The organism is Pseudomonas sp. Q2-TVG4-2 (genome assembly GCF_013620795.1).
GTDB lineage: Bacteria > Pseudomonadota > Gammaproteobacteria > Pseudomonadales > Pseudomonadaceae > Stutzerimonas.
The window spans coordinates 927,482-950,771 of the sequence record NZ_LGLW01000001.1 but is presented as its reverse complement, the minus strand read 5'-3'; the positions used below and the strand labels follow the sequence as shown (position 1 = coordinate 950,771).

Sequence of the window (23,290 nt, the reverse complement as noted above, 5' to 3'; positions counted from 1 at the left end):
TCTCCCAGTCTGAGCGGGCGTAGGGTGGGGCGCGTGGCTGACGCTTCACCCATCCACCTTTGCTGTACCACGGTGGACGAAAAAGGCGTCGTCCACCCTACGTTCACGCCTCGATTGCCAGCCCGTACTCGGCACTGGCGTCCTGCAGCCATAGCCAGATGTAGTCGGCAAAGCTGCGCCGCACTACCAGCTCCCAAACATCTTCGGCGGTGTGGCGGATCACCAGCTGGCTCTTGGCGAAATGGGTGCCCACCGCCTTGCCCACCGGGAAGTTGCTCGGATGCACGTCGTAGGAGGTCGACTTCATCAGCAGCTCGCGGACCTTTTCCCCGCTGAGTTCGAGCAGGATCTGCCCGCCGCTGACATTGACCACCTGGATGTGCTGCCCCGCCAAGGCGTCGCGCAGCCGCCGTTCAGTGGCGAATTCCTCGCCCTGCGGGACGACCAGCAACCATTCATCCGGGCCCGTCCACTGCAGGGAGGTTTCGCCTTCGGCTACCAGCGTCAGCGCGACGGGTAATTCAAGCCCGAGGGCCTCGTGTACACCCTTGGCGAAGGCCGGATCCTCGGCGTCGCCGCGCAGGGTCAGGTGACCGCGCAGCTTCTTTTCGCGCAGGCGTATGCCGGCGCCGCCGCGACCTTTGCCGACCAGCTCGGCGAGACCGGCGTGGTGCAGCGGCGATTGCCCCTCGAGATTGTCCGGGCGTTGTTTGTAGACGTTCACTGCGGTCATGGTTCACCTGCCTGGCGCCGCAAAGGCGCCGTTGAATTCTGGGTCGGTCGAGCGTGAGGGGCACGCGCCAGCCTCACGCTCGCCTCAAACGTTCTGCCGCTCGCCCTTAGGGTCGTAGAACACCGAGCTGACAATTTCGGCCTCTACGACGCTGCCATCCACCAGCGGCGCGAATACCCGTTCGCCGATGCGCTTGAGGCCGCCCTTGACCAGCGCCATGGCGAAACCGTAACCCATCGCCGCACTCGCGTAGCTGGAGGTGACGTGACCGACCATGGTCATCGGAATCGTCTGGTTCGGGTCGAACACAAGCTGCGCGCCTTCCGGCAGCACCTTGGTCGGATCCAGCGGCTTGAGGCCGACCAGCTGCTTGCGGTTTTCGCGAAGGCAGTCCTCGCGGTTCATGCCGCGCCAGCCGATCCAGGAGAAGGGTTTGGTGCGACCGACGCACCAGCCCATGTTCAGGTCGTCCGGGGTGACCGAGCCGTCTGTGTCCTGGCCAACGATGATGAAGCCCTTCTCGGCGCGCAGTACGTGCATGGTCTCGGTGCCGTAAGGCGTCAGGCCGTGCTTCTTGCCGGCTTCGATGATTTTTTCCCAGACGCCCAAGGCATAGTCAGCCTGGACGTTGACTTCGTAGCTCAGCTCACCGGTGAAGGAGATACGGAACACCCGAGCCGGCACGCCGCCGACCTGACCTTCCTTCCAAGCCATGAACGGGAAGGCTTCCTTACTCAGATCGATATCGGTGAGCTCAGCCAGTAGTTTGCGGCTGTTGGGACCGGACAGGGTCATGGTTGCCCAGTGGTCGGTAACCGAGGTGAAGTACACCTTCAGATCCGGCCACTCGGTCTGATGGTAGATCTCCAGCCATTCCATCACCCGCGCGGCACCGCCAGTGGTGGTGGTCATCAGGAAGTGGTTGTCGGCCAGACAGGCTGTTACGCCGTCGTCGAAGACCATGCCGTCTTCCTTGCACATCAGCCCGTAGCGCGCCTTGCCCACGTCGAGCTTGGTCCAGGCGTTTGTATAGACGCGGTTGAGGAATTCGCGTGCATCCGGACCCTGGATATCGATCTTGCCTAGGGTCGAGGCGTCGAGGATGCCCACCGCGTTGCGCACGGCCAGGCACTCGCGGGCCACGGCGGCGTGCAGGTCTTCACCCTGCTTGGGAAAGTACCAGGGACGCTTCCACTGGCCGACGTCCTCGAACTCGGCGCCGTTCTCCAGGTGCCACTTGTGCATGGCGGTGTAGCGCTTGGCCTCGAACAGCTCACCGCAGTGACGGCCGGCGAGGGCGCCGAAGGTCACCGGGGTGTAGTTCGGGCGGAACATGGTGGTGCCCATCTGCGCGATGCTGATACCCATCGAATGGGCGGCGATGGCCAGACCGTTGATATTGCCCATCTTGCCCTGATCGGTGCCGAAGCCCAGCGCGGTATAGCGCTTGACGTGCTCGACCGACTCGAAGCCTTCATGCGTGGCCAGCTTGATGCCGGCGGCAGTGACGTCGTTTTGCAGGTCGACGAACTGCTTGGGTGCACGCGCCGTGGGTTTGTCGTGGGGCACTTCGAACAGCGCGACGGTAGCTTCCTCGATGCGTTGCTCTACCTTCGGCAGGGTGCCGGAGACCGCCTTGAAGCCAGTCTCCGCGGCGGCCATGGCGCCGGCCTCGAAGCCGTCGGCGAGGGTGTCGCCGAGGGCGAACACGCCATTCACCGCGCCGGCGCAGAGGCGCTTTTGGAAGCCTTCGCCGGGGACGAAGGCGAGAATGTCGTCACGCCAGGTCGGACGGCCACCAAGGTGCGAGGCCAGGTGGACCACCGGGCTGTAGCCGCCGGAGCTGACGATCAGGTCGCAGTCGATCACTTCGCCGGAGCTGGTGACTTTATGGCTGGCAAGATCGATGGCGCAGATGCGTGCACCCGTGACCCGCTTGCTGCCGCGCGCTTCGACCACTGCGCTGCCGGAGAGAACGCGCACGCCGCGCCGACGCGCTTCCTCGACCCAGGCACCGCGTGGATTGCTGCGCGCATCGGCGACCGCGACCACCTGATGGCCCGCGTCGAGCCAGTCGAGTACCACACGGTAGGCGTAATCGTTATTGGTCGACAACACCAGCTGACGACCTGGCGCCACGCCGTAGCGGCGCACATAGGTGGATACCGCATCGGCGAGCATGTTGCCCGGCACGTCGTTGTTCGAATAGACCAGTGGGCGCTCGTGGGCGCCGGTGGCCAGTACCACGCGCTTGGCGCGTACGCGGTGCATGCGCTGGCGTACGAGTCTTTGACCGAGTGGCCCCATGGGCGCTACTTCACCGAGATGGTCGGTCAGGCGCTGGTGGATGGTGAGAAAGTTGTGGTCGTGGTAGCCGTTCACGGTAGCGCGCGGCAACAGGGTCACTTCCGGCATGTTCTCCAGCTCGGCGATGACCTTGGTGGCCCAGTCGGCGGCGGGCTTGCCGTCGAGGGTCTCGCGGGTGGCGAGCAGGCTGCCGCCGAACTCTTCCTGTTCGTCGGCCAAAATTACCCGTGCGCCACTGCGTCCGGCAGCCAGGGCCGCGGCCAGGCCGGCCGGGCCAGCGCCGACCACCAATACGTCGCAGTGCTGGTTCAGGTAGTCGTAGCTGTCCGGGTCGTTTTCCTTGGGCGCGCGGCCCAGGCCTGCGGCCTTACGAATGTACTTCTCGTAAGTCAGCCACAGATTCTGCGGGTACATGAAGGTTTTGTAGTAGAAGCCGGGCGGCATCATGCCACCGCCGACTTTGCCGAGAATGCCCATCAGGTCGGTGTTGACGCTCGGCCAGCCGTTCACGCTGTTGGCGGTCAGGCCGGCGTAAAGCGCTTGCTGGGTAGCGCGCACGTTGGGGATCTGTGTGGCTTCGCTGCCGCCGATCTGCAGCACGGCATTGGGTTCCTCGGCGCCGGCGGCGACTATGCCGCGTGGTCGCGAGTACTTGAAGCTGCGGCCGACCACATCGACACCGTTGGCCAGCAGCGCGGCGGCCAGGGTGTCACCGGCGAAGCCCTGATAGGTTTCGCCGTTGAAGCTGAAGGTCAGGGGCTGGCTGCGGTCGATACGACCGCCCTGGGAAAGACGATTGACCTGGCTCATGCCGTTACTCCTTGGTCGACAGCCTTCTTCGCAGCGAGCGGAGCCTCAGTCACATTGGGCCGCTCGCCGATCTTGTAGGTTTCGAGAATTTCGTAGCTCACCGTATGACGGGTGACGTTGAAGTACTGGCGGCAGCCCGCCGCGTGAATCCACAGCTCATGGTGGATGCCGCGCGGGTTGTCGCGGAAGAACAGGTAATCGCCCCACTCCTCGTCGGTGCAGGCGTTCGGGTCGAGCGGGCGCGGGATGTGCGCCTGGCCGCCGGCGTGGAACTCTTCTTCGGAACGCAGTTCGCCACAGTGAGGGCAGAAGATATGCAGCATGCTCGGTACCTCCAGAAAACCATCCTCCCTCTCCCGCCGGGAGAGGGGGCCAAAATCAGTGCGCGACCCCGGCCGCCCCGTGTTCGTCGATCAAGGCGCCGTTGTGGAAACGCTCGATGGAGAACGCCTTGGCCAACGGGTGCATCTCGCCCTTGGCCAGGCTGGCGGCGAACACATGACCCGAACCCGGGGTAGCCTTGAAGCCTCCGGTACCCCAGCCGCAGTTGAAGAACAGGTTCTTCACCGGAGTCTTGGCGATGATCGGGCAGGCGTCCGGGGTGGTGTCGACGATCCCGCCCCACTGGCGGTTCATGCGCACCCGCGAGAGCACCGGGAACATCTCAACGATGGCCTGCAGGGTATGTTCGATGGTGGGGTAGGAGCCGCGCTGGCCGTAGCCGTTGTAGCCGTCGATGCCGGCGCCGATGACCAGGTCGCCCTTGTCCGACTGGCTGATGTAGCCATGCACCGCGTTGGACATAATCACGGTGTCGATGATCGGCTTGATCGGCTCGGATACCAGGGCCTGCAGCGGGTGGGACTCGAGCGGCAGGCGAAAGCCGGCGAGCTTGGCCATATGCCCGGAATTACCGGCCGTGACCACGCCAACACGCTTGCCGCCGATGAAGCCTTTATTGGTCTCCACGCCGATGCAAACGCCGTTTTCCTTGCGGAAGCCGGTCACTTCGGTTTGCTGGATCAGGTCGACGCCCATGGCATCGGCGGCGCGGGCATAGCCCCAGGCCACTGCGTCGTGACGGGCGACGCCGCCGCGGCGCTGTAGCGAGGCGCCGAGAATCGGATAGCGGGTGTTCTTCGAGCAGTCCAGGTAGGGGATCATCTCCGCCACCTGCTTGGCGTCGACCACTTCACCGTCGACACCGTTGAGGCGGTTGGCGCTGACCCGACGCTCGATGTCGCGCATATCCTGCAGGGTGTGACCGAGGTTGAACACACCGCGCTGGGAGAACATGACGTTGTAGTTGATGTCCTGGGACAGGCCTTCCCACAGTTTCATTGCATGCTCGTAGAGCTGCGCCGATTCGTCCCACAGATAGTTGGAACGCACGATGGTGGTGTTGCGCGCGGTGTTCCCGCCACCCAGCCAGCCCTTCTCGATCACCGCGACGTTTTTCACGCCGAACTCTTTCGCCAGGTAATAAGCAGTGGCCAAGCCATGGCCGCCGGCGCCGACGATGACCACGTCGTACACCGGTTTGGGCGTGGGATTGCGCCACATGCGCTGCCAGTTTTCATGATGGCTGAAGGAGTGCTTGAGCAGGCCGAAGCCGGAATAACGTTGCATGTAGAATGCTCCTGAAAAACGACCGCCTCGAAGCGGTGACGCAATGCGACTCGCAAAGTGGATCGCCGGTTATCGATCCACCGGTTTGCGGTGGAAGGAAACAGCGTCTTCCACCCTACGAATCAGCGGTACACCGGATAATCAGCGCACAATCCGGCGGCCTGTCGGGCCACCTGCGCCTCCACGTCGTCATCGCCTAGGTGGTCGAGGATGTCGCAGATCCAGCCAGCGAGCTCGATGCTCTGGGCTTCCTTGAAACCACGCGTGGTAATGGCCGGCGTGCCGATGCGCAGCCCGGAGGTGACGAAGGGCGACTGCGGATCGTTGGGCACGGCGTTTTTGTTGACGGTGATGCCGGCGCGCCCGAGGGCGGCGTCGGCATCCTTGCCGGTAATGCCCTGCTTGATCAGGCTGACCAAGAACAGGTGGTTGTCGGTGCCGCCGGAGACCACATCGAAGCCGCGCTCGATAAACACCTTGGCCATGGCCTGGGCGTTGTTGATCACCTGCTGCTGGTATTCCTTGAAGCCAGGTTCCAGCGCCTCCTTGAAGCACACTGCCTTGCCGGCGATCACATGCATCAACGGGCCGCCTTGGGCACCGGGGAACACCGCGGCGTTGAGCTTCTTTTCGATCTCGGGATTGGCCTTGGCCAGGATCAGGCCGCCACGCGGACCGCGCAGGGTCTTGTGGGTGGTGGTGGTGACCACGTCGGCAAAGGGAATCGGGTTGGGATACAGGCCTGCCGCCACCAGCCCCGCAACATGAGCCATGTCGACGAACAACAGCGCGCCTACCTTGTCGGCGATGGCACGGAAGCGCGGGAAATCCAGAGTTTTCGAGTAGGCCGAGAAGCCGGCGACGATCATCTTCGGCTTGCATTCGACCGCCAGGCGCTCGACCTCGTCGTAGTTGATCAGGCCGGTGTCGGTATCGATACCGTATTGCACCGCGTTGTACAGCTTGCCGGACGAGCTGACCTTGGCGCCATGGGTGAGGTGGCCGCCATGGGCCAGGCTCATGCCGAGAATGGTATCGCCAGGTTGCAGCAGCGCCAGGTACACCGCGCTGTTTGCCGAGGAGCCGGAGTGCGGCTGGACGTTGGCGTAGTCGGCTCCAAACAGCTGCTTGGCGCGGTCGATGGCCAGCTGTTCCACTTTGTCGACGTGCTCGCAGCCGCCGTAGTAGCGCTTGCCCGGATAGCCTTCGGCGTACTTGTTGGTCAGTCCGCTGCCCTGGGCCTGCATCACGCGCTGGCTGGTGTAGTTCTCCGAGGCGATCAGCTCGATGTGGTGCTCCTGACGAGCCTCCTCGGCATTCATCGCAGCCAGGAGTTCATCGTCGTAGCCTTGGATTTGGTCTTGTTTGCTGAACATCTCGATCTCCTAAAGGCGCGGATGCGCCACTCGCCTCGGTGAAGGCCTTGGTCTGTCTGTCTGGATGCGATGGTATGGCCGGGCCTTGCCGGGAAGATGCCTGCCTGCGCCTCGTGAGAGTTCGTTTGCGACATGCTTCGTCGTTATCGGAATCGGCGTGCGGACGCCTCACTCAGACCCGCCAGGGGCGCGCCAGCGGGTAGGCGTTCCCCCTCCGCGTGAATCGCATAATTCGACGTTGGGAACGGCTTCAGCCGGGAGTTGGTCGTGACGCCGCTTCTCAGCTGAAGCCACTCCACGGGTCCAAACTGGCATGGCTTTCGTAGGAGCGAGCTTGCTCGCAAAGCAGGCGTTCAATCAGCGATTGAGAACAGGCCTGTCCTCAATGAATCCGCATACGCCGAACGTAGATGAGGCTTCACGTCTCAGTCACGAACGGCGCCGCAAGGCCGTTGTTTGCGGCTGAGGCCCACGGCTGGCGGGTCGACGGCTGCCACAAGGCGGATCGGAAGCGTGCCCGGCTGGCTAGGGCAGCCGGGCATGTGGGGATTGGGCGATTCAATAATCGATGACCACGTCGCCCTTGGGTACGCTGCAGCACGACAGGATGTAGCCTTCCGCAACGTCTTCATCAGTGATGCCGCCGTTGTGCTCCATGGCCACTTCGCCAGCGGTCTTCATTACCTTGCAAGTGCCGCAGATGCCCATGCCGCAAGCCTTGGGAATATGCAGGCCGAGCTGCGCGGCAGCCGAGTGGACGGTGTCTCCTGGGCCGACACGGATGCTCTTGCCGGTCGCGGTGAATTCCACCTGATTGAGGTCTGCGAGCGGCACATCGGGTGCGCCGGCGGCCAGCTCGGCCAGTTCTTGAGCGTCTTCGCGTATGTCTGCCGGGGTCGCGCCGAAGGATTCTTCGTGATAGCGCTGCATGTCGAAGCCATTGACGGTTAGCAGTCGCTTGATCGCGTTCATATACGGAGTCGGCCCGCAGCAGAAGATCTCCCGCTCGGCAAAATCCGGGGCAATCAGCTCCAGCATGCGCTGGTTGAGGTAGCCGCGGTAACCGGCCCAGGCTTCGCCCATGCCATGGCGCTCACAGATGATATGCAGGCTGAAGTTGTTGACCCGCGAGGCCATGTGTTCCAGCTCGCGGTGGAAGATGATGTCCTTCGGCGAGCGCGCGCTGTGTACGAAGGCCATATCGACATTGGCGTTGGTATCGAAGAACCAACGCGCCATCGACATCACCGGTGTGATGCCAACGCCACCGGAAAGAAACAGGACCTTATCCGTGGGGAAGTCGATGGCGTTGAACAGCCCGACCGGGCCGTGTACCGGCAGCTGGTCGCCTTCGGTGAGGTTGTCGTGCAGCCAGTTGGAGACCTTGCCGCCGGGGATGCGCTTGATCGTCACCGAAAAGCTGTAGGGCACCGAGGGCGAGCTGGCGATGGTGTACGAGCGCATCACCTGCTGCCCTTCGATCTCCAGTTCCAGGGTGACGAACTGGCCTGGCTTGAAAAAGAACATGATCGGCTGATCGGACATGAAGCAGAAGGTGCGCACATCCCAGGTTTCCTGGATCACCTTTACGCAGCGCACCAGATGGCGGCCGTTGGTCCATGTCTGGGTATTGACCGGATTGAGGAAATTGCTGGACATGCTCACCTCGATTGCGCGCTGGCTACTACGGCCCTTCCAGGCCCGTCTGCAGGGCCGCGACTATAATTATGCATGGCCCCTTATGGCGCAGAATTGTGCGCAACGCTCCTGGTGCCCACTTACCTATCCGCGACATCGGCATGCTTATCGCGACCAGCCAGCTCATAGCCGCGTTCTGGCGTCGGAAACGGATGTGCCTCTGTCGCCCATGGATAAGGTTTTTCTCCTGCGCCACGACAAACTCGGTCGCAGCCGAGCAGGGAAGGTGATCGAGCCGGAGTCGCTTTGCCTCCAGCGGCATGGAAATCATCTGGCTCACCGCCTTGCGTCGCCGTACAGCCACTTTTGTCGCCAGCCGAAACCGCCTACCGGGGCGCGGCCGGTTTGAGGAGTAACCGATGGATGCCACTTTTACCCTGAGTCTGGGCGATCCGCTCGAACCTGCCCGCAAGGCGACGGCCGAGATGCTGCAGACCCGCGAGCCTACGTTTTCCCTTCCGCAGCCGTTCTACAGTGATGAGCGTCTGTTCCAGCTGGATATGCAGGAGATTTTTCATAAGGAGTGGCTGATCGCAGGCATGACTTGCGAGATCCCTGCCAAGGGCAATTTCCTGACGTTGCAGCTCGGCGACAACCCGATTCTGGTTATCCGTGGCGCCGAGGGCGTGGTGCATGCCTTTCACAACGTTTGCCGCCATCGTGGCTCGCGGTTGTGCACCAGCGACAAGGGCAAGGTTGCCAAGCTGGTTTGCCCCTATCACCAATGGACTTACGAGCTGGACGGCCGTTTGTTGTTCGCCGGTACCGAAATGGGCGCCGACTTCGACATGAACCAGTACGGTCTAAAGCCCGTGCAGTGCAAGACGGCGGGCGGCTACATCTTCATTTCCCTTGCTGAGAACCCGCCAGCAATCGACGATTTCCTGGCCACCCTGACGCACTACATGGAACCGTACGACATGGAGAACACCAAGGTGGCGGTGCAGAGCACCCTGGTGGAGAAGGCCAACTGGAAGCTGGTGCTGGAAAACAATCGTGAGTGTTACCACTGCAATGGTGCACACCCGGAGCTGCTCAAGTCATTGCTGGAATGGGACGACGTCACCGATCCGCGCGCCAGCAAGGAATTCAAGGATCATGTTGCCGCATCGGCCGCCGCCTGGGACGCCGAGCAGATTCCCTACGCCCATGCCAGCTTCGGGCTGCGTAACCGCATCGTGCGGATGCCGCTGCTCAAGGGCACCGTGTCGATGACCATGGACGGTCAACTGGGCTCGAAGAAGTTGATGGGGCGGATCAAGAATCCCGAGCTCGGCTCGATGCGCATCCTGCATCTGCCGCATTCCTGGAACCACTGCATGGGCGATCACATCATCGTCTTCACCGTGTGGCCGGTAAGCGCTCAGGAAACCCGGGTCACCACCAAATGGTTGGTGCACAAGGACGCGGTGGAGGGCGTCGACTACTCGGTGGAAAACCTGCGCAAGGTCTGGGACGCCACCAACGACCAGGACCGCCGCCTCGCTGAAGAGAACCAGCGCGGAATCAATTCTACCGCCTATCAGCCTGGACCTTATTCGAAGACCTACGAGTTCGGCGTGGTCAAATTCATCGATTGGTACAGCGAGCGCATGCTGCACAATCTCGGCGCCGCGCCAGCGCCCTACCTCAGGCAGATCAACCAATGATCCGATAAGGTATTCGGCGCACCTGCACCAGGCGTGGGTGCGTCGCCTGCCTTTTCAACAGCACGGGTACAGCCACCGGTCTCCTGTCGATGCCGATCGGATCAGGCGCCGCGACACGTTGTGAAACCTCGGGACGAGGAACTTCGATACGCCCATATGACCGAAGTGGGGAAGCGCGGGCCACCCGCGCCAGGTGATGGCGCGGTATTCGAACGCGCGCGTCATCCTCCGATCCCGAATGGCTGCAACGAAGAGGTGCAAGTGATCGTCGTCATCATGGGCGTGTCCGGAAGCGGCAAAACGACAATTGGCGAGCAGCTGGCCAGCCGTCTGGGGTGCGGATTTTCAGATGCTGATGAATATCACGGACCTGCCAACAAGGCGAAGATGGCCGCCGGAATCGCGCTTACCGATGCCGATCGTGAGCCCTGGCTCCAGGCGATGCACGAAGCGATTGCCAATCAGGCGCGTCAGGGCGGGCATCATGTGTTCGCCTGCTCGGCGCTCAAACGGCGATATCGCGAATTGCTGCGTGGCGGCATCCGGGACGTGAGGCTGGTGTTTCTGCACGGCCCCCGTGAAGTGCTGGCCGAGCGCGTTGGCAACCGCCGTGGACATTTTTTCGCGTCTTCGCTGCTGGGCGATCAACTGGCCAACCTCGAGCCGCCAACGGAGGACGAGGCGCTGACCGTCGATATTCGCAACACGCCGGACGAGATTGTCGAGCAGATCGTTCAGGCCTTGGCACCAGGAAGCGGATCAGCAGGACCCGAACAGCGCTAGCCGCATCCTTCCGGTGACCACGGCGTGATCGGTGAACAGGCAGAACCACAGCGCCGGGGTGGGCCTTCTTACGTAAAGAAAGCGGCCCCGTGTCGCTGGTGTTGCTCAGGCGTGACGCGCTGCGTCCGGATTGCCGGGCGGACGCGGAGCATCCCAACGGCTGCGCTCTCACGCTGAGGACGATCAGCAAGCCGTGTCTGCCAACGAAACGACCTTCCTTGAAAACGAAACCCCGCCACAGGGGCGGGGTTCGTCGGTGACCTGACGGCGCCGTGCGGCGCCGTTTTTGGTTCTGCTATTGCGCTAGCTTCTTGTATTTGACCCGGTGCGGCTGGGCTGCGGCATCCCCCAGGCGCTTCTTGCGATCGGCTTCGTACTCGGTGTAGTTGCCTTCGAAGAACACGATATCGCCGTTGTCCTCATAAGAGAGGATGTGGGTGGCGACGCGGTCGAGGAACCAGCGGTCGTGGGAGATCACGATGGCGGCACCGGGGAAATCCAGCAGCGCTTCTTCCAATGAGCGCAGGGTTTCCACGTCGAGGTCGTTGGAGGGTTCGTCGAGCAGCAGTACGTTGGCGCCTTCCTTCAGCGTCAGGGCCAGGTGCAGGCGGCCGCGCTCACCGCCGGAAAGGTCCTTGACGAATTTCTGCTGGTCGCCGCCCTTGAAGTTGAAGCGCCCCACGTAGGTGCGCGACGGGACCTCGTAGTTGCCGATGCGGATCATGTCCGAGCCGTCGGACACCGCTTCCCACACGGTCTTGCTGCCGTCCAGGTCCTCGCGGCTCTGATCGACGCAGGCCACCTGCACGGTATCGCCGATCTCGATGCTGCCCGAATCCGGCTGCTCCTTGCCCATGATCATGCGGAACAGGGTCGACTTGCCCGCGCCGTTGCCGCCAATCACGCCAACGATGGCGCCCTTGGGCATGCTGAACGAGAGGTTGTCGATGAGGACGCGGTCGCCGTAACCCTTGGTTACGTTATTGAAGTCGATGACCTTGTCGCCCAACCGTGCGCCGGCCGGGATATAGATCTCGTTGGTTTCGCTGCGCTTCTGGAATTCCTGCGACTGCAATTCCTCGAAGCGTTGCAGGCGTGCCTTCGACTTGGACTGGCGGGCCTTGGCGCCTTTGCGCACCCACTCCAGTTCTTCCTTCATGGCCTTTTCATGGGCCGACTGCTGCTTGGATTCCTGCGCCAGGCGGTTGGACTTCGCCTCCAGCCAACCGGAGTAGTTGCCCTCGTAAGGGATACCCGCGCCGCGGTCGAGTTCGAGAATCCAGCCGGCGACGTTGTCGAGGAAGTAGCGGTCGTGAGTGATCGCCACGACGGTGCCGTTGAAGTCGTGGAGGAAATGCTCCAGCCACGCAACCGAGTCGGCGTCCAGGTGGTTGGTCGGTTCGTCCAGCAGCAGCATGTCCGGTGCTGACAGCAGCAGACGGCAGAGCGCGACGCGGCGCTTTTCACCACCGGACAGGTGCTCGACCTTCGCATCCCACGGCGGCAGGCGCAGGGCGTCAGCGGCGACTTCCAGCTGGCGCTCAAGGTTGTGGCCGTCGCTGGCCTGGAGGATGGCCTCGAGTTTGGCCTGTTCGGCGGCCAGCTTGTCGAAGTCGGCATCCGGCTCGGCGTAGGCGGCGTAGACCTCATCGAGGCGCGCTTGGGCGTCCTTGATGCTGCTGACGGCTTCTTCGACGACTTCCCGAACGGTCTTGCTCGGATCGAGTTCCGGTTCCTGTGGCAGATAGCCTACATTCAGATCGGGCATCGCCCGGGCTTCGCCGTCGAATTCCTTGTCGACGCCGGCCATGATCCGCAACAGCGTCGATTTGCCCGCGCCGTTGAGGCCGAGCACCCCGATCTTGGCGCCGGGAAAGAATGACAGGGAAATGTTCTTGAGAATTTCACGCTTCGGCGGAACGACTTTGCTCAGCCGGTGCATGGTGTAGACGTATTGAGCCATGGAGACGAATGCCCGCGACAAAGGAAAAAGGAAAGGGTGGGAATCCCGTCGCAGCGGACGGGCCAAACAGTCCGCCAAAGCTACCGGAATGCTCCAGGCAGGGCAAACCAAGGGTCATGCTTATGGGTGATAGCATTTTGCCTTCACGCCAGGCATTCTTGCCGCTATTCACGCATCTGCTGTTGGCTATTCTTGCCTCGCCACAAAGGTCCGATCCGCTTGGCAGACATCGATTCCTCTCAGTCGCTTGTGCCCCGTTCGGGAGGGCTCGCCACGCTTGGCCGGCTCGTAGCCCGGCTATGTGTCGGCTTCCCTATGCTGCGATTTTTTGCTCGTCGGCTGCAGGCACTGCGCTTCTCTATTGCGGCCCTGGATGCGGTCGAAGAGCGCATTCTCATCACTGGTTTTTCCGGCCGGCTGCGGTATATCAATAGCCAGGCCGGGAGAATGTTCGGGCTGAGCAATCGAGAGATGTCACGCTATCGGTTGCAGGAACTGCTGCCTACGCTCGATCCGCAGGCCTTCGATGCCAGCAACGCAGATGCCGATATCTACCTGGAGCCTGTGAGACTGCTGCAGGATGGAGAAACCCGAATTTTTTCGGTGACCCGCCGGGCGCTGCGCCTCGATGGCGCTGCGCAGCCCTCCGGGTTCGTCTGGGTCATGCGCGACATGACCGTTGAACAGTCGGCGCAGACTGCATTGGCCGAACGCGAGCGCTTCTGGTCGGATGTGCTGCGAGCCGTACCCGACACGCTTTATGTGCAGGACATTCAGAGCGGAAAATTGCTGTTCAGCAACAGCAATCTGGCGTCGCGTCTGGGCTACAGCGAAGAGGAACGTGGCGGGGACAGCAACGCGTTCTGGCAGCGCATCAGCCATCCGGATGACCAGGAATATATCTGGCGTCTGATGGCGCTGCGTGGGTCGATGAGGGAGGTCACAGGGCAGGAGGCGCTGCTACGCTGGCGCCACCGCGACGGTAGCTGGCGCTGGTTCAGCATCCGAGAGCAGCTGTTGTCACGCGATGATCGGGGCCGGATCAAGCGCCTGATCGGCGTGGCTCGTGACGTAACCGCGAACATGGAGTACAGCCATTCGCTACGCAACAGCGAGCGCCGCTACCGCTTGCTTGCCGATAGCCTACAGGACCTGATCTTTACCACCGACAGCTCGGCACGCATCAATTACATCAGCCCTTCAGTGCAGACCATGCTGGGTTACGGCCCTGAATGGGTCACGCGTCATGGTCTCGATCAGGTCGTGACGAAGCCGCGCCAGGCCGCACGCTTTTACGACCTGATGCGTCAGGTGCGCAAGGCCACAGCCAACCCGGCAGCGCTGGCCGAGCTCGGCCAGCGCCTGCAGGGGCAGACGCTGCACTTCGATTGTGTTGCCGCCGATGGCCGGGCGGTGGCGATCGAACTGCGCATCATGCTGATCAAGAATGAGAACAACCGCTTCGACGGCGCGCTGTGCATCGGTCGCGATGTCAGCCAGCAGCGCCAAGCGGAAAAGGAGCTGCGCCGCGCGGCGACGGTATTCGATCATTCCACCGCCGCCATCGTGGTGACCGATCCGGCTGGCCGAATCGTCCAGGTCAACGCCGCGTTCCAGCGCATCACCGGCTATGGCTGCGAGGAGATAGTGGGCAGGTTGCCAACCGCGCTGAGCGCTGATCGTCAGCAGGCCAACCAGATGACCTTTGTGCGCGACCAGATCCTCCAGGCTGGTACCTGGGAAGGCGAACTCTGGCTCAAGCGCAAGGATGGCGATACCTATCCCTGTTGGGTCGGGATTACCGCGGTGCGCGACGCCGAGAACGATCTGGTCAGCTATGTCTGCTTTTTCAGTGACATGAGCGAGCGCAAAGCCAGCGAGAAACGCATTCATCGGCTGGCTTACTACGACAGCCTGACCCAGCTACCCAACCGAACGTTGTTCCAGGATCGCCTGCACAGTAGCTTGCAGGTGGCCGCCCGGCGCGGTGGCTGGGTAGTGCTGATGTTCCTCGATCTGGATCGCTTCAAGCCGATCAACGACTCGCTCGGTCATGCGGCCGGCGATCGGATGCTTAAAGATGTCGCCATGCGTCTGGCGTCCTGTGTCGGGGAAGGCGATACGGTGGCTCGCATGGGCGGCGACGAGTTCACCTTTCTGCTGCACCCCAGCGGCGATCGCGATGAGGCCCTGAGCCGCGCCATCCACGTCGCCGAACGCATCCTGGTCAGCCTGACCGAGCCGTTCACACTCTCCGGCCGTGAGTTTTTCGTCACCGCCAGTATCGGCATCGCTCTGAGCCCGCAGGATGGCGATGACCTCAGCCAGCTGATGAAAAACGCCGACACGGCGATGTATTACGCCAAGGAGCGCGGCAAAAACAACTTCCAGTTCTACCAGGCTGAAATGAACGCCAGTGCACTGGAGCGCCTGGAGCTGGAGAGCGACCTGCGCCATGCCCTTGATGAGCAGCAGTTCGTGCTGCATTACCAGCCGCAGTTCCTCGCCGATGGCCGCACCCTGACCGGTGTCGAAGTGTTGCTGCGCTGGCAGCATCCGGCCCGTGGCCTGGTGCCGCCGGGCGACTTCATTCCGGCGCTGGAAGAGCTGGGGCTGGTGGTCGAGGTGGGCGACTGGGTGCTCGGCGAAGCCTGCCGACAGATCGCCGCCTGGCAGGCGCAGGGACTGGCCGTGCCGAAGGTGTCGGTGAATCTCTCCGCGCGGCAATTCGCCGATGGTCGACTTGGTCAGCGCATCGCGGCGATCTTGACGTCCAGCGGCATCCCTCCGAGCTGTCTGGAGTTGGAGCTGACGGAGAGCATTCTGATGCAGGATGTGGCTGAGGCGATGCGCACCCTCGAGTTGCTTAAGCGACTCGGTCCTTCGATCGCCATCGATGATTTTGGCACCGGTTACTCCTCGCTGAATTACCTGAAAGCGTTCCCCATTGACGTGCTGAAGATCGATCATAGCTTCGTCGATGGCTTGCCGGCGGGCGAGCAGGACGGGCAGATCGCCCGGGCGATCATTGCGATGGCGCACAGCCTCAATCTGTCGGTGATCGCCGAAGGAGTGGAAAATCAGGCACAGTTGGACTTCCTGCGCGAGCATGGCTGCGATGAGGTGCAGGGCTTCTTCCTCGGCCGGCCGGTTCATGCCAGCCAGTTGCAGGCGTTGCTTGGCTAGGCTTGTAGTCTGTCGCTGCGCTGGCGCCGTTTCATGTTGCACATGATCACGTCTCATACCCGCACTCGGGCGGATGAGGTAGAATCCGCGCCTCTCTTTTTACCGCCAGCTGATTCTCAGAGGACTGCCATGTTCAGCCGTGATTTGACCCTCGCCCGTTTCGACGCCGATCTCTTCGCTGCCATGGAGCAGGAAGCCAAGCGCCAGGAAGACCACATCGAGTTGATCGCCTCGGAGAACTACACCAGCCCGGCGGTAATGGAAGCCCAGGGTTCGGTACTCACCAACAAGTACGCTGAAGGCTACCCGGGCAAGCGTTACTACGGTGGCTGCGAGCATGTCGATGTGGTCGAACAGCTGGCCATCGATCGCGCCAAGGAGCTGTTCGGTGCCGATTACGCCAACGTCCAGCCGCACGCCGGTTCGCAAGCTAACAGCGCTGTCTATCTGGCCCTGCTCAATGCCGGCGACACCATCCTCGGCATGAGCCTGGCCCACGGTGGTCACCTGACCCACGGCGCCAGCGTCTCTTCTTCAGGCAAGCTGTACAACGCCGTCCAGTACGGCATCAACTCCCAGGGCCTGATCGACTATGACGAAGTCGAGCGTCTGGCCGTTGAGCATAAGCCGAAGATGATCGTTGCCGGCTTCTCCGCCTATTCGCAGAAACTGGATTTCGCCCGCTTCCGCGAAATCGCCGACAAGGTTGGCGCCTACCTGTTCGTCGACATGGCTCACGTGGCCGGCCTGGTTGCCGCCGGAGTCTACCCGAACCCGGTGCCGTTTGCCGACGTGGTGACCACCACCACCCACAAGACCCTGCGCGGTCCTCGTGGTGGCCTGATCCTGGCCCGTGCCAACGCCGACATCGAAAAGAAGCTGAACTCTGCCGTGTTTCCAGGTGCCCAGGGTGGCCCGCTGGAGCACGTCATCGCGGCCAAGGCGGTGTGCTTCAAGGAAGCGCTGCAGCCTGAGTTCAAGGCCTACCAGCAGCAGGTGGTGAAGAACGCTCAGGCAATGGCCGAGGTGTTCATCCAGCGCGGCTTCGATGTGGTGTCCGGTGGGACCCAGAACCATCTGTTCCTGCTCAGCCTGATCAAGCAGGACATCACCGGTAAGGATGCCGACGCGGCCCTTGGCAATGCGCACATCACTGTGAACAAGAACAGCGTGCCGAACGACCCGCGTTCCCCGTTCGTCACCTCCGGTTTGCGTATCGGCACCCCGGCCGTCACCACCCGCGGCTTCGGCGAATCCGAGTGCCGTGACCTGGCGGGCTGGATCTGCGACATCCTCGATAAGATGGGTGATGAGTCGGTGATCGAGGCTGTGCGCGCCAAGGTGGAAGCCGTCTGCGCCAAGTTCCCGGTTTACGGGAAGTAATATTGCCTAATAGCAGCGAAAGCCCGGCCATTGCCGGGCTTTTTCGTTTCTGCCCAAGTTTGATGATTTAGGTTGGCAAGAGCAGTGGAGGTACTGGGCGCGCCAAGTCGCCTGGGTTAAGTTCGCAAACGCCCCGCTTGTGGGCATGTCATTCCGAAGAGGCTCGATGCAGCTCAGACACAAAATCGCCGCACTCAGTATCCTGCCATTGCTGCTGGCGGTGGCGGTTGTCTGTGCGCTGGTGATCGTGCAGAACCAGCGGCTTGGCGAGCAGCAGGCACAGCTGATCGAGGCCAGCATTCTGGCCAGCAAGCAGGCCGAGCTGAAGCACTACGTAGAGATGGCCACCAGCATCATTGCGCCGCTTTATGGCAGCGGTCTGGACGACGAAGAGACCAAGCAGAAGGTGCTCGCAGCATTGAGTCGATTCAGCTTTGGCAGCGATGGCTACTTCTTTGTATATGACCGGAACGGGCGCAACCTGATGCACCCGCGGCAGCCTGAACTGGTGGGGCAGGACTTGTGGAATATGACCGATCCGAACGGGCTGCCGGTGATCCAGGCACTGATGCAGAGTGCAAAAAGCGGCGAGGGCTTTCAGCGCTATACCTGGCAGAAACCCTCGTCCGGGCAGTTCGCGGCGAAACTCGCGTATGTGGTGATGCTCGACCGCTGGGGCTGGATGCTTGGCACCGGGCTCTATCTCGAGGATGTCGATCAGGCGATTCTGAAGGTCCGCGAAGAGGTATCCGGCGGTATCCACACCACCATGCTGGCGATCGCCGGCGTGGCCCTCGTCGCGGTGCTGCTGGTCTTCGCCAGTGGCCTGACACTGAACGTCAGCGAGCGTCGACTGGCGGATCGCAAGCTGCAGGCGCTGACCCAGCGTATCGTCAGCTTGCAGGAAGAGGAGCGCTCGCGGGTGTCCCGAGAGTTGCATGACGGCATCAGCCAGCTGCTGGTGTCGATCAAGTTCCAGTTCGAACTGGCCAGCCACGAGCTCGCCAGCGGCAACGCTAACGCGCTGACCACTCTGAATACCGGTGTCGAGCGGCTGGCGGGCGCAATCGGGGAAGTCCGGCGAATCTCCCACGACCTGCATCCCTCGCTGCTGGATACACTTGGCCTTCCTGCCGCAATCGGCCAGCTCGTGGCGGAGTTCGAACAGCGAAGTGGGCTGAAAATGCTATACAGCGAGGACCTCGACGGCGAGACACCGGACGATGCCGTCGCCGTGGCATTGTTTCGCGTATTGCAGGAAGCCCTGACCAATATCGAGCGGCATGCCGCGGCTCGTTCGGTGCACATCACGTTGAATGGCGACGACGCGGCGGTCCGGTTGCGCGTTCTCGACGATGGCATCGGTTTCAATCCACGTCGGCTCGACAACATCAAGGGTGGCATCGGTCTGCGTAATATTCGCGAGCGAGTCGAGCACTTCGGCGGGCGTTTTAGCCTGGCCTCGGCTCCCGGCTGCACGGTGCTGGACGTGACCTTACCCGCCCAGGTCGGTTGAGTCCGGGTGGGACAGATGAATAAGAAGAGGCTCGCTTATGGAACCGAAAGATCCCATCAAGGTGGTACTCATCGATGATCACGCGCTGGTGCGTGATGGTATTCGTGCGCTGCTTATGGCTCTACCTGAGCTAGACGTCGTGGGAGAAGCCGGCTGTGGTGCCGAGGCGATCGAGCTGCTGCGCCGGGTGCCTGCGGACGTGGTGCTGATGGATATTGGTCTGAAAGACGTTAACGGGCTTGAGCTGACCCAGTCCCTGCGCGAGCAGTTTCCTGATATTCGCGTGCTCATCCTGAGCATGTACGACAATCAGGAATACGTGAACACCTCGGCGAAGGTCGGCGCGCGCGGCTACGTGCTCAAGGATGCGCCGTCGCGGGAAATCATCGTCGCCATCGAAGCCATTGCCGCTGGCGGCACCTACTACAGCGAAGGGATCGCCGAGAAGCTGGCCAGCCGCGGCGCCGAGGAACGTGAGCTGACCCCACGTGAGCGAGAGGTGTTGTTGATGCTGGCCCAAGGTCACAACAACAAGACCATGGCGCGCGCGCTCCAAATCAGCGTGCGCACGGTCGAAACCCATCGGCTGAGCATTCGCCGCAAGCTCGATATCGATCGGCCCGCGGACCTGATGAAACACGCCATGATGCATGGCTGGTCGCCGGGCCAGCACTAGCGGATTCTCTGCGCCGCTCCGTCGTATAACCGTTTGGCCGCTGACATTTGACTGGGCAGACGCATTGTCCCTGGCTTCTGTAGGATGGCCTCAATCGAATCGCCTGCGGATCATGCCAATGTCTGTCAAACCTTCCGGCGTGATCCTGCCGCCGCCGCTGATCTACCTGGTTTTCGTGGCTAGCGCCTGGGGGCTGGCACAGTGGGTGCCGCTCGATCTGCCGGAGCACGAACTGTTGCATTATGCCGGCTGGGTTTCGATTGCGGTCGGCATCGTGCTGATGCTCTGGGCGGCGCTGGCGATGTTTGGCCATCGCACCACTATCAATCCCTACGGTAAACCGAGCAGTTTGCTGCAGACCGGCCCGTTTCGCTTCTCACGCAACCCGATCTATCTTGCCGATACGCTGATCTATTGCGGTATCGGGCTGTTGCTGGGCAGCCTCTGGCCATGGCTGCTGCTGCCCTTGCTGATCTACTGCGTGCAGCGCACCGTGATCATCCACGAGGAGCACATGTTGACCCGATTGTTCGGCGATGAGTACCGGAGCTACCGGCGGCGCGTACGGCGCTGGCTCTGAGCATGTCTGGGCTAACGCCTGATCTATAGTTAAAACGAGAATTCCCTGGAGTGGTTCTGATGAACGAAACAAGCAGCGACCGCCGGCGTTTCCAGCGCTTTGCTTTTGATGCCGAAACCGAGCTGGCGCAGGGCGCGCGTCGCTGGCCTGTCGAGTTGCATGACCTGTCGCTGAAGGGCTTGCTGGTGCATCGTCCGGCGAATTGGGATGCTGACCCCGCCCAGCCGTTCGAAGCACGGATACGGCTCGCAGATGATGCCGAGGTGCGCATGGCGGCAGAGATGGTCCATCGAGAGGGCGAGCTGATCGGCCTGGTGTGTCGGCATATCGACGTCGACTCCATCAGCCATCTGCGGCGGCTGGTCGAACTCAACCTGGGCGACGAAGCCTTGCTCGAGCGCGAACTGGCGGCGCTGGGGGAGGGAGACGAGGCAAGCTGATAAGCGCTCGTCACGTCAACACAGGCCAGGTTGGGCGGGTTGAGGCAAACGGCAGGACAGGTGGCCGCGTAGCTGAAGCCTGCCGGTGTGTCAGAACGTGGCCGGCTGGATGAATGAGGCGCCATCCACCCCATAGCCGTCCCGCGTAGCCTGTCGTCTTATTCGAACAGCGCGTCCAGCGCCTGTTCGAGTCGGGTCACGGCGATGATCTGCAACCCGGCGGGCGCCTCCTTCGGCGCATTGCCCTTGGGCACGATGGCGCGCTTGAAACCGTGCTTGGCTGCTTCCTTCAGTCGTTCCTGGCCGCTCGGCACTGGCCGAATCTCACCGGACAGGCCCACTTCGCCAAATACCAGCAGATCGGTATCCAGCGGTCGATTGCGCAGGCTGGAAATCACCGCGGCCATCAATGCCAGGTCGGACGCTGTTTCCAACACTTTCACGCCACCCACCACGTTGATGAACACGTCCTGGTCATAGGTAGGAATGCCGCCGTGGCGATGCAGCACCGCCAGCAGCATGGCCAGGCGGTTCTGGTCTAAACCCAGGGTGACGCGTCGTGGATTGGCCATATGGCTGGTGTCGACCAGCGCCTGCACCTCCACCAGCATCGGCCGGGTGCCTTCCCAGGTGGCCATGACCACGCTGCCAGGCACCGCTTCCTGCGCACGGGTGAGGAAGATCGCCGAGGGGTTGGTGACTTCTTTCAGGCCCTTGTCGGTCATGCCGAACACGCCCAGTTCGTTGACCGCGCCGAAACGGTTCTTTACCGCGCGCAGCAGCCGCAGGCGGCCGTCTGACTCGCCTTCGAAATACAGCACGGTGTCGACCATGTGTTCCAGCACGCGTGGGCCGGCCAGCGCGCCTTCCTTGGTGACATGGCCGACGAGAAAGATCGCCGTGCCGCTCTGCTTGGCGAAGCGCACCAGCAGCGCCGCGCTTTCACGGACCTGGGCGACGCCGCCGGGCGCCGACTGCAACTGCTCGGTGAAGATGGTCTGGATAGAGTCGATGACCATCACCTTGGGCTTTTCCAGGCGAGCGGTGGCAATGATCGATTCGATGCAGGTTTCGGTCATCACCTTGAGCTTGTCTTGCGGAAGATCCAGCCGCCGCGCGCGCATGGCCACCTGCTGCTGGGATTCCTCGCCAGTGACGTAGAGCGCTGGGAATTGTCGGGCAATGTTGCACAACGTCTGCAGCAGGATCGTCGATTTACCGATCCCCGGATCGCCGCCGATCAGCACCACCGAGCCATCCACCAGCCCGCCGCCGAGCACGCGATCCAGCTCGCCGGACGCGGTGGAGAAGCGCGGGACTTCCTCGACGCTGACTTCGGCCAGGGTCTTGATGTTCGCCTTGTCACCGGCCCAGCCAGCGCGACCGCTCGGTGGCGCGGCGCCGTCGATGATGGTTTCCACCAGCGTATTCCAGGCGCCGCAATCGCCGCATTGGCCGGCCCACTTGGGGAAGGTCGAACCGCATTCGGTGCAGCCATACATGCGCTTGGCCTTGGCCATGGGAAACTCCGCGTCTGACGAATGGAGTCGCATGATAGCGGCTGGCTTGATCCACATCAGCCACAAGCGCCACATAAGCCGCCAGCCTGTAAACAAACCGAACAGGAGTCAGCCCCATGCGCCATGTGTTGTTTCTGCACGTGCTGACAGCTAGCGTCTGAGTTGGCGGTCATTTGGTGCTGCGTGTTCAGTGTGCTGCCCGGCGCGCTTGAGGTCACGGACGATATCGTTCTTGAGCGCCACACGCTCTGCCCGACGCCGATAGCGATTCCAGCTTGCCCTGAAAGGGTCTGGCCTGGGGCCTGAACGCAAACTATGCTGCACCAGTCGAAGCGCTACGGCGTCGTTTCTGACCGCACTTTTAAACGATCGAAGGAAATGTCAGATGGGCATGATCAACGAATTCAAAGCGTTTGCAGTCAGGGGCAATGTGATTGACATGGCCGTTGGCATCATCATTGGCGCGGCGTTCACCAAGATCGTCTCGTCATTTGTCGCCGACGTCGTGACGCCGCCGTTGGGCTTGTTGATCGGCGGGGTGGATTTCTCGGATCTGGCGGTCGTGCTCAAGCAGGCGGTCGGCGATACGCCGGCAGTGACCTTGAGCTATGGCAGCTTCCTGCAAACTGTGTTCGACTTCGTCATCGTGGCCTTTGCCATCTTCCTCGCCGTGAAGGGCATCAACAGCCTCAAGCGCAAGGAGGCCGAGGCGCCTTCCGCACCGCCAGCCCCGAGCAAAGAAGAAGTATTGCTCACCGAGATTCGCGATGCGCTGCGGGCGCAGAATCGGTCCTGAGCCGGGCGCGATTCGAGATTAGGGTCTATTCAGACGCTTGCTTCTGATCGGGCCGCAATCAGCCGCTTGGATCTGTTCAGCAATGTGCTCGCAGCAGCTTTGATTTCGGAGTTGGGTGTACTGTCGGGCGCCGACGGCCTTCGGCAGCCAGCTGGTGGCTGTGTACTTCGGTAATCTTGGCCGGAATCGGTTTTGAACGGGGCCTGGACCCGTGCCGCTCATCGGCAGTAGCAGCCTTGGTGAAA

17 protein-coding genes are annotated in these 23,290 nt (G+C 62.1%); 9 read left to right on the top strand and 8 right to left on the bottom strand.

What is annotated here, in order from left to right; all coding sequences use genetic code 11:
• Positions 1-103: 103 nt before the first annotated feature.
• The 6 genes from H3028_RS04610 to gbcB form a co-directional block, all read right to left on the bottom strand.
• Complete coding sequence (locus H3028_RS04610) at positions 104-733, bottom strand: sarcosine oxidase subunit gamma (protein ID WP_181295872.1); 630 nt, start codon at positions 731-733, stop codon at positions 104-106.
• 84 nt (positions 734-817) lie between these two features.
• Complete coding sequence (locus tag H3028_RS04605) at positions 818-3,850, bottom strand: sarcosine oxidase subunit alpha (protein WP_181295871.1); 3,033 nt, start codon at positions 3,848-3,850, stop codon at positions 818-820.
• Positions 3,847-4,173 (bottom strand): sarcosine oxidase subunit delta, encoded by a 327-nt coding sequence (locus H3028_RS04600; protein ID WP_181295870.1) that lies wholly within the window; start codon positions 4,171-4,173, stop codon positions 3,847-3,849. The genes H3028_RS04605 and H3028_RS04600 overlap by 4 nt, the downstream gene beginning before the upstream one ends.
• A 55-nt stretch (positions 4,174-4,228) precedes the next feature.
• The gene (locus H3028_RS04595) at positions 4,229-5,479 is read right to left on the bottom strand and encodes a sarcosine oxidase subunit beta (protein ID WP_181295869.1); all 1,251 of its coding nucleotides are present in this window, start codon (positions 5,477-5,479) and stop codon (positions 4,229-4,231) included.
• Between the two features lie 122 nt (positions 5,480-5,601).
• A complete protein-coding gene (glyA, locus tag H3028_RS04590; RefSeq protein WP_181295868.1) occupies positions 5,602-6,855 on the bottom strand; it encodes a serine hydroxymethyltransferase in 1,254 nt (417 codons plus the stop codon).
• A 558-nt stretch (positions 6,856-7,413) separates the two neighbouring features.
• Positions 7,414-8,514, bottom strand: coding sequence for a glycine-betaine demethylase subunit GbcB (gene gbcB / locus H3028_RS04585; protein ID WP_181295867.1), 1,101 nt, complete (start codon positions 8,512-8,514; stop codon positions 7,414-7,416).
• Between the two features lie 398 nt (positions 8,515-8,912).
• Here gbcB and gbcA point away from each other — a divergent pair, with 398 nt between their 5' ends.
• A complete protein-coding gene (gene gbcA, locus H3028_RS04580) occupies positions 8,913-10,202 on the top strand; it encodes a glycine-betaine demethylase subunit GbcA (protein WP_181295866.1) in 1,290 nt (429 codons plus the stop codon).
• Positions 10,203-10,358: 156 nt separating this feature from the next.
• Positions 10,359-10,985: a gluconokinase gene (locus tag H3028_RS04575; protein WP_219919821.1), complete on the top strand. Its 627-nt coding sequence runs from the start codon at positions 10,359-10,361 to the stop codon at positions 10,983-10,985.
• 295 nt (positions 10,986-11,280) lie between these two features.
• Here H3028_RS04575 and ettA read toward each other — a convergent pair whose 3' ends face one another.
• Positions 11,281-12,948, bottom strand: coding sequence for an energy-dependent translational throttle protein EttA (gene ettA / locus H3028_RS04570; RefSeq protein ID WP_181295865.1), 1,668 nt, complete (start codon positions 12,946-12,948; stop codon positions 11,281-11,283).
• Between the two features lie 315 nt (positions 12,949-13,263).
• Between ettA and H3028_RS04565 the strand changes: the two genes are divergently transcribed.
• The 6 genes from H3028_RS04565 to H3028_RS04540 all read left to right on the top strand — a co-directional run bounded on the left by H3028_RS04565 (position 13,264) and on the right by H3028_RS04540 (position 20,729).
• Entirely contained in the window at positions 13,264-16,134 is a 2,871-nt protein-coding gene (locus H3028_RS04565) for an EAL domain-containing protein (RefSeq protein ID WP_181295864.1), read from the top strand.
• Between the two features lie 129 nt (positions 16,135-16,263).
• Complete coding sequence (gene glyA / locus H3028_RS04560; protein ID WP_181295863.1) at positions 16,264-17,517, top strand: serine hydroxymethyltransferase; 1,254 nt, start codon at positions 16,264-16,266, stop codon at positions 17,515-17,517.
• A gap of 166 nt (positions 17,518-17,683) precedes the next feature.
• Positions 17,684-19,033 (top strand): cache domain-containing protein, encoded by a 1,350-nt coding sequence (locus H3028_RS04555; protein WP_181295862.1) that lies wholly within the window; start codon positions 17,684-17,686, stop codon positions 19,031-19,033.
• 37 nt (positions 19,034-19,070) lie between these two features.
• On the top strand, positions 19,071-19,709 hold the full coding sequence (locus H3028_RS04550) for a response regulator transcription factor (protein WP_181295861.1): 639 nt from the start codon (positions 19,071-19,073) through the stop codon (positions 19,707-19,709).
• A 118-nt stretch (positions 19,710-19,827) separates the two neighbouring features.
• On the top strand, positions 19,828-20,289 hold the full coding sequence (locus H3028_RS04545; RefSeq protein ID WP_181295860.1) for an isoprenylcysteine carboxylmethyltransferase family protein: 462 nt from the start codon (positions 19,828-19,830) through the stop codon (positions 20,287-20,289).
• A 59-nt stretch (positions 20,290-20,348) separates the two neighbouring features.
• Positions 20,349-20,729, top strand: coding sequence for a PilZ domain-containing protein (locus H3028_RS04540; protein ID WP_181295859.1), 381 nt, complete (start codon positions 20,349-20,351; stop codon positions 20,727-20,729).
• Positions 20,730-20,887: 158 nt separating this feature from the next.
• Here the strand turns inward: H3028_RS04540 and radA are convergent, their stop codons facing one another.
• On the bottom strand, positions 20,888-22,249 hold the full coding sequence (radA, locus tag H3028_RS04535) for a DNA repair protein RadA (protein WP_181295858.1): 1,362 nt from the start codon (positions 22,247-22,249) through the stop codon (positions 20,888-20,890).
• 385 nt (positions 22,250-22,634) lie between these two features.
• On the opposite strand from radA, the gene mscL reads away from it, so the two are divergent.
• Positions 22,635-23,045: a large-conductance mechanosensitive channel protein MscL gene (gene mscL, locus H3028_RS04530; protein WP_181295857.1), complete on the top strand. Its 411-nt coding sequence runs from the start codon at positions 22,635-22,637 to the stop codon at positions 23,043-23,045.
• Positions 23,046-23,290 lie beyond the last annotated feature (245 nt).

Coding starts and splice junctions, on each gene's coding strand:
- gbcB (WP_181295867.1), bottom strand. CDS start 8,514: ATGTCCAGCAATTTCCTCAATCCGGTCAATACCCAGACATGGACCAAC.
- mscL (WP_181295857.1), top strand. CDS start 22,635: ATGGGCATGATCAACGAATTCAAAGCGTTTGCAGTCAGGGGCAATGTG.
- H3028_RS04605 (WP_181295871.1), bottom strand. CDS start 3,850: ATGAGCCAGGTCAATCGTCTTTCCCAGGGCGGTCGTATCGACCGCAGC.
- radA (WP_181295858.1), bottom strand. CDS start 22,249: ATGGCCAAGGCCAAGCGCATGTATGGCTGCACCGAATGCGGTTCGACC.
- H3028_RS04555 (WP_181295862.1), top strand. CDS start 17,684: ATGCAGCTCAGACACAAAATCGCCGCACTCAGTATCCTGCCATTGCTG.
- H3028_RS04540 (WP_181295859.1), top strand. CDS start 20,349: ATGAACGAAACAAGCAGCGACCGCCGGCGTTTCCAGCGCTTTGCTTTT.
- glyA (WP_181295868.1), bottom strand. CDS start 6,855: ATGTTCAGCAAACAAGACCAAATCCAAGGCTACGACGATGAACTCCTG.
- gbcA (WP_181295866.1), top strand. CDS start 8,913: ATGGATGCCACTTTTACCCTGAGTCTGGGCGATCCGCTCGAACCTGCC.
- H3028_RS04600 (WP_181295870.1), bottom strand. CDS start 4,173: ATGCTGCATATCTTCTGCCCTCACTGTGGCGAACTGCGTTCCGAAGAA.
- H3028_RS04595 (WP_181295869.1), bottom strand. CDS start 5,479: ATGCAACGTTATTCCGGCTTCGGCCTGCTCAAGCACTCCTTCAGCCAT.
- glyA (WP_181295863.1), top strand. CDS start 16,264: ATGTTCAGCCGTGATTTGACCCTCGCCCGTTTCGACGCCGATCTCTTC.
- H3028_RS04550 (WP_181295861.1), top strand. CDS start 19,071: ATGGAACCGAAAGATCCCATCAAGGTGGTACTCATCGATGATCACGCG.
- H3028_RS04610 (WP_181295872.1), bottom strand. CDS start 733: ATGACCGCAGTGAACGTCTACAAACAACGCCCGGACAATCTCGAGGGG.
- ettA (WP_181295865.1), bottom strand. CDS start 12,948: ATGGCTCAATACGTCTACACCATGCACCGGCTGAGCAAAGTCGTTCCG.
- H3028_RS04565 (WP_181295864.1), top strand. CDS start 13,264: ATGCTGCGATTTTTTGCTCGTCGGCTGCAGGCACTGCGCTTCTCTATT.
- H3028_RS04545 (WP_181295860.1), top strand. CDS start 19,828: ATGTCTGTCAAACCTTCCGGCGTGATCCTGCCGCCGCCGCTGATCTAC.
- H3028_RS04575 (WP_219919821.1), top strand. CDS start 10,359: ATGACCGAAGTGGGGAAGCGCGGGCCACCCGCGCCAGGTGATGGCGCG.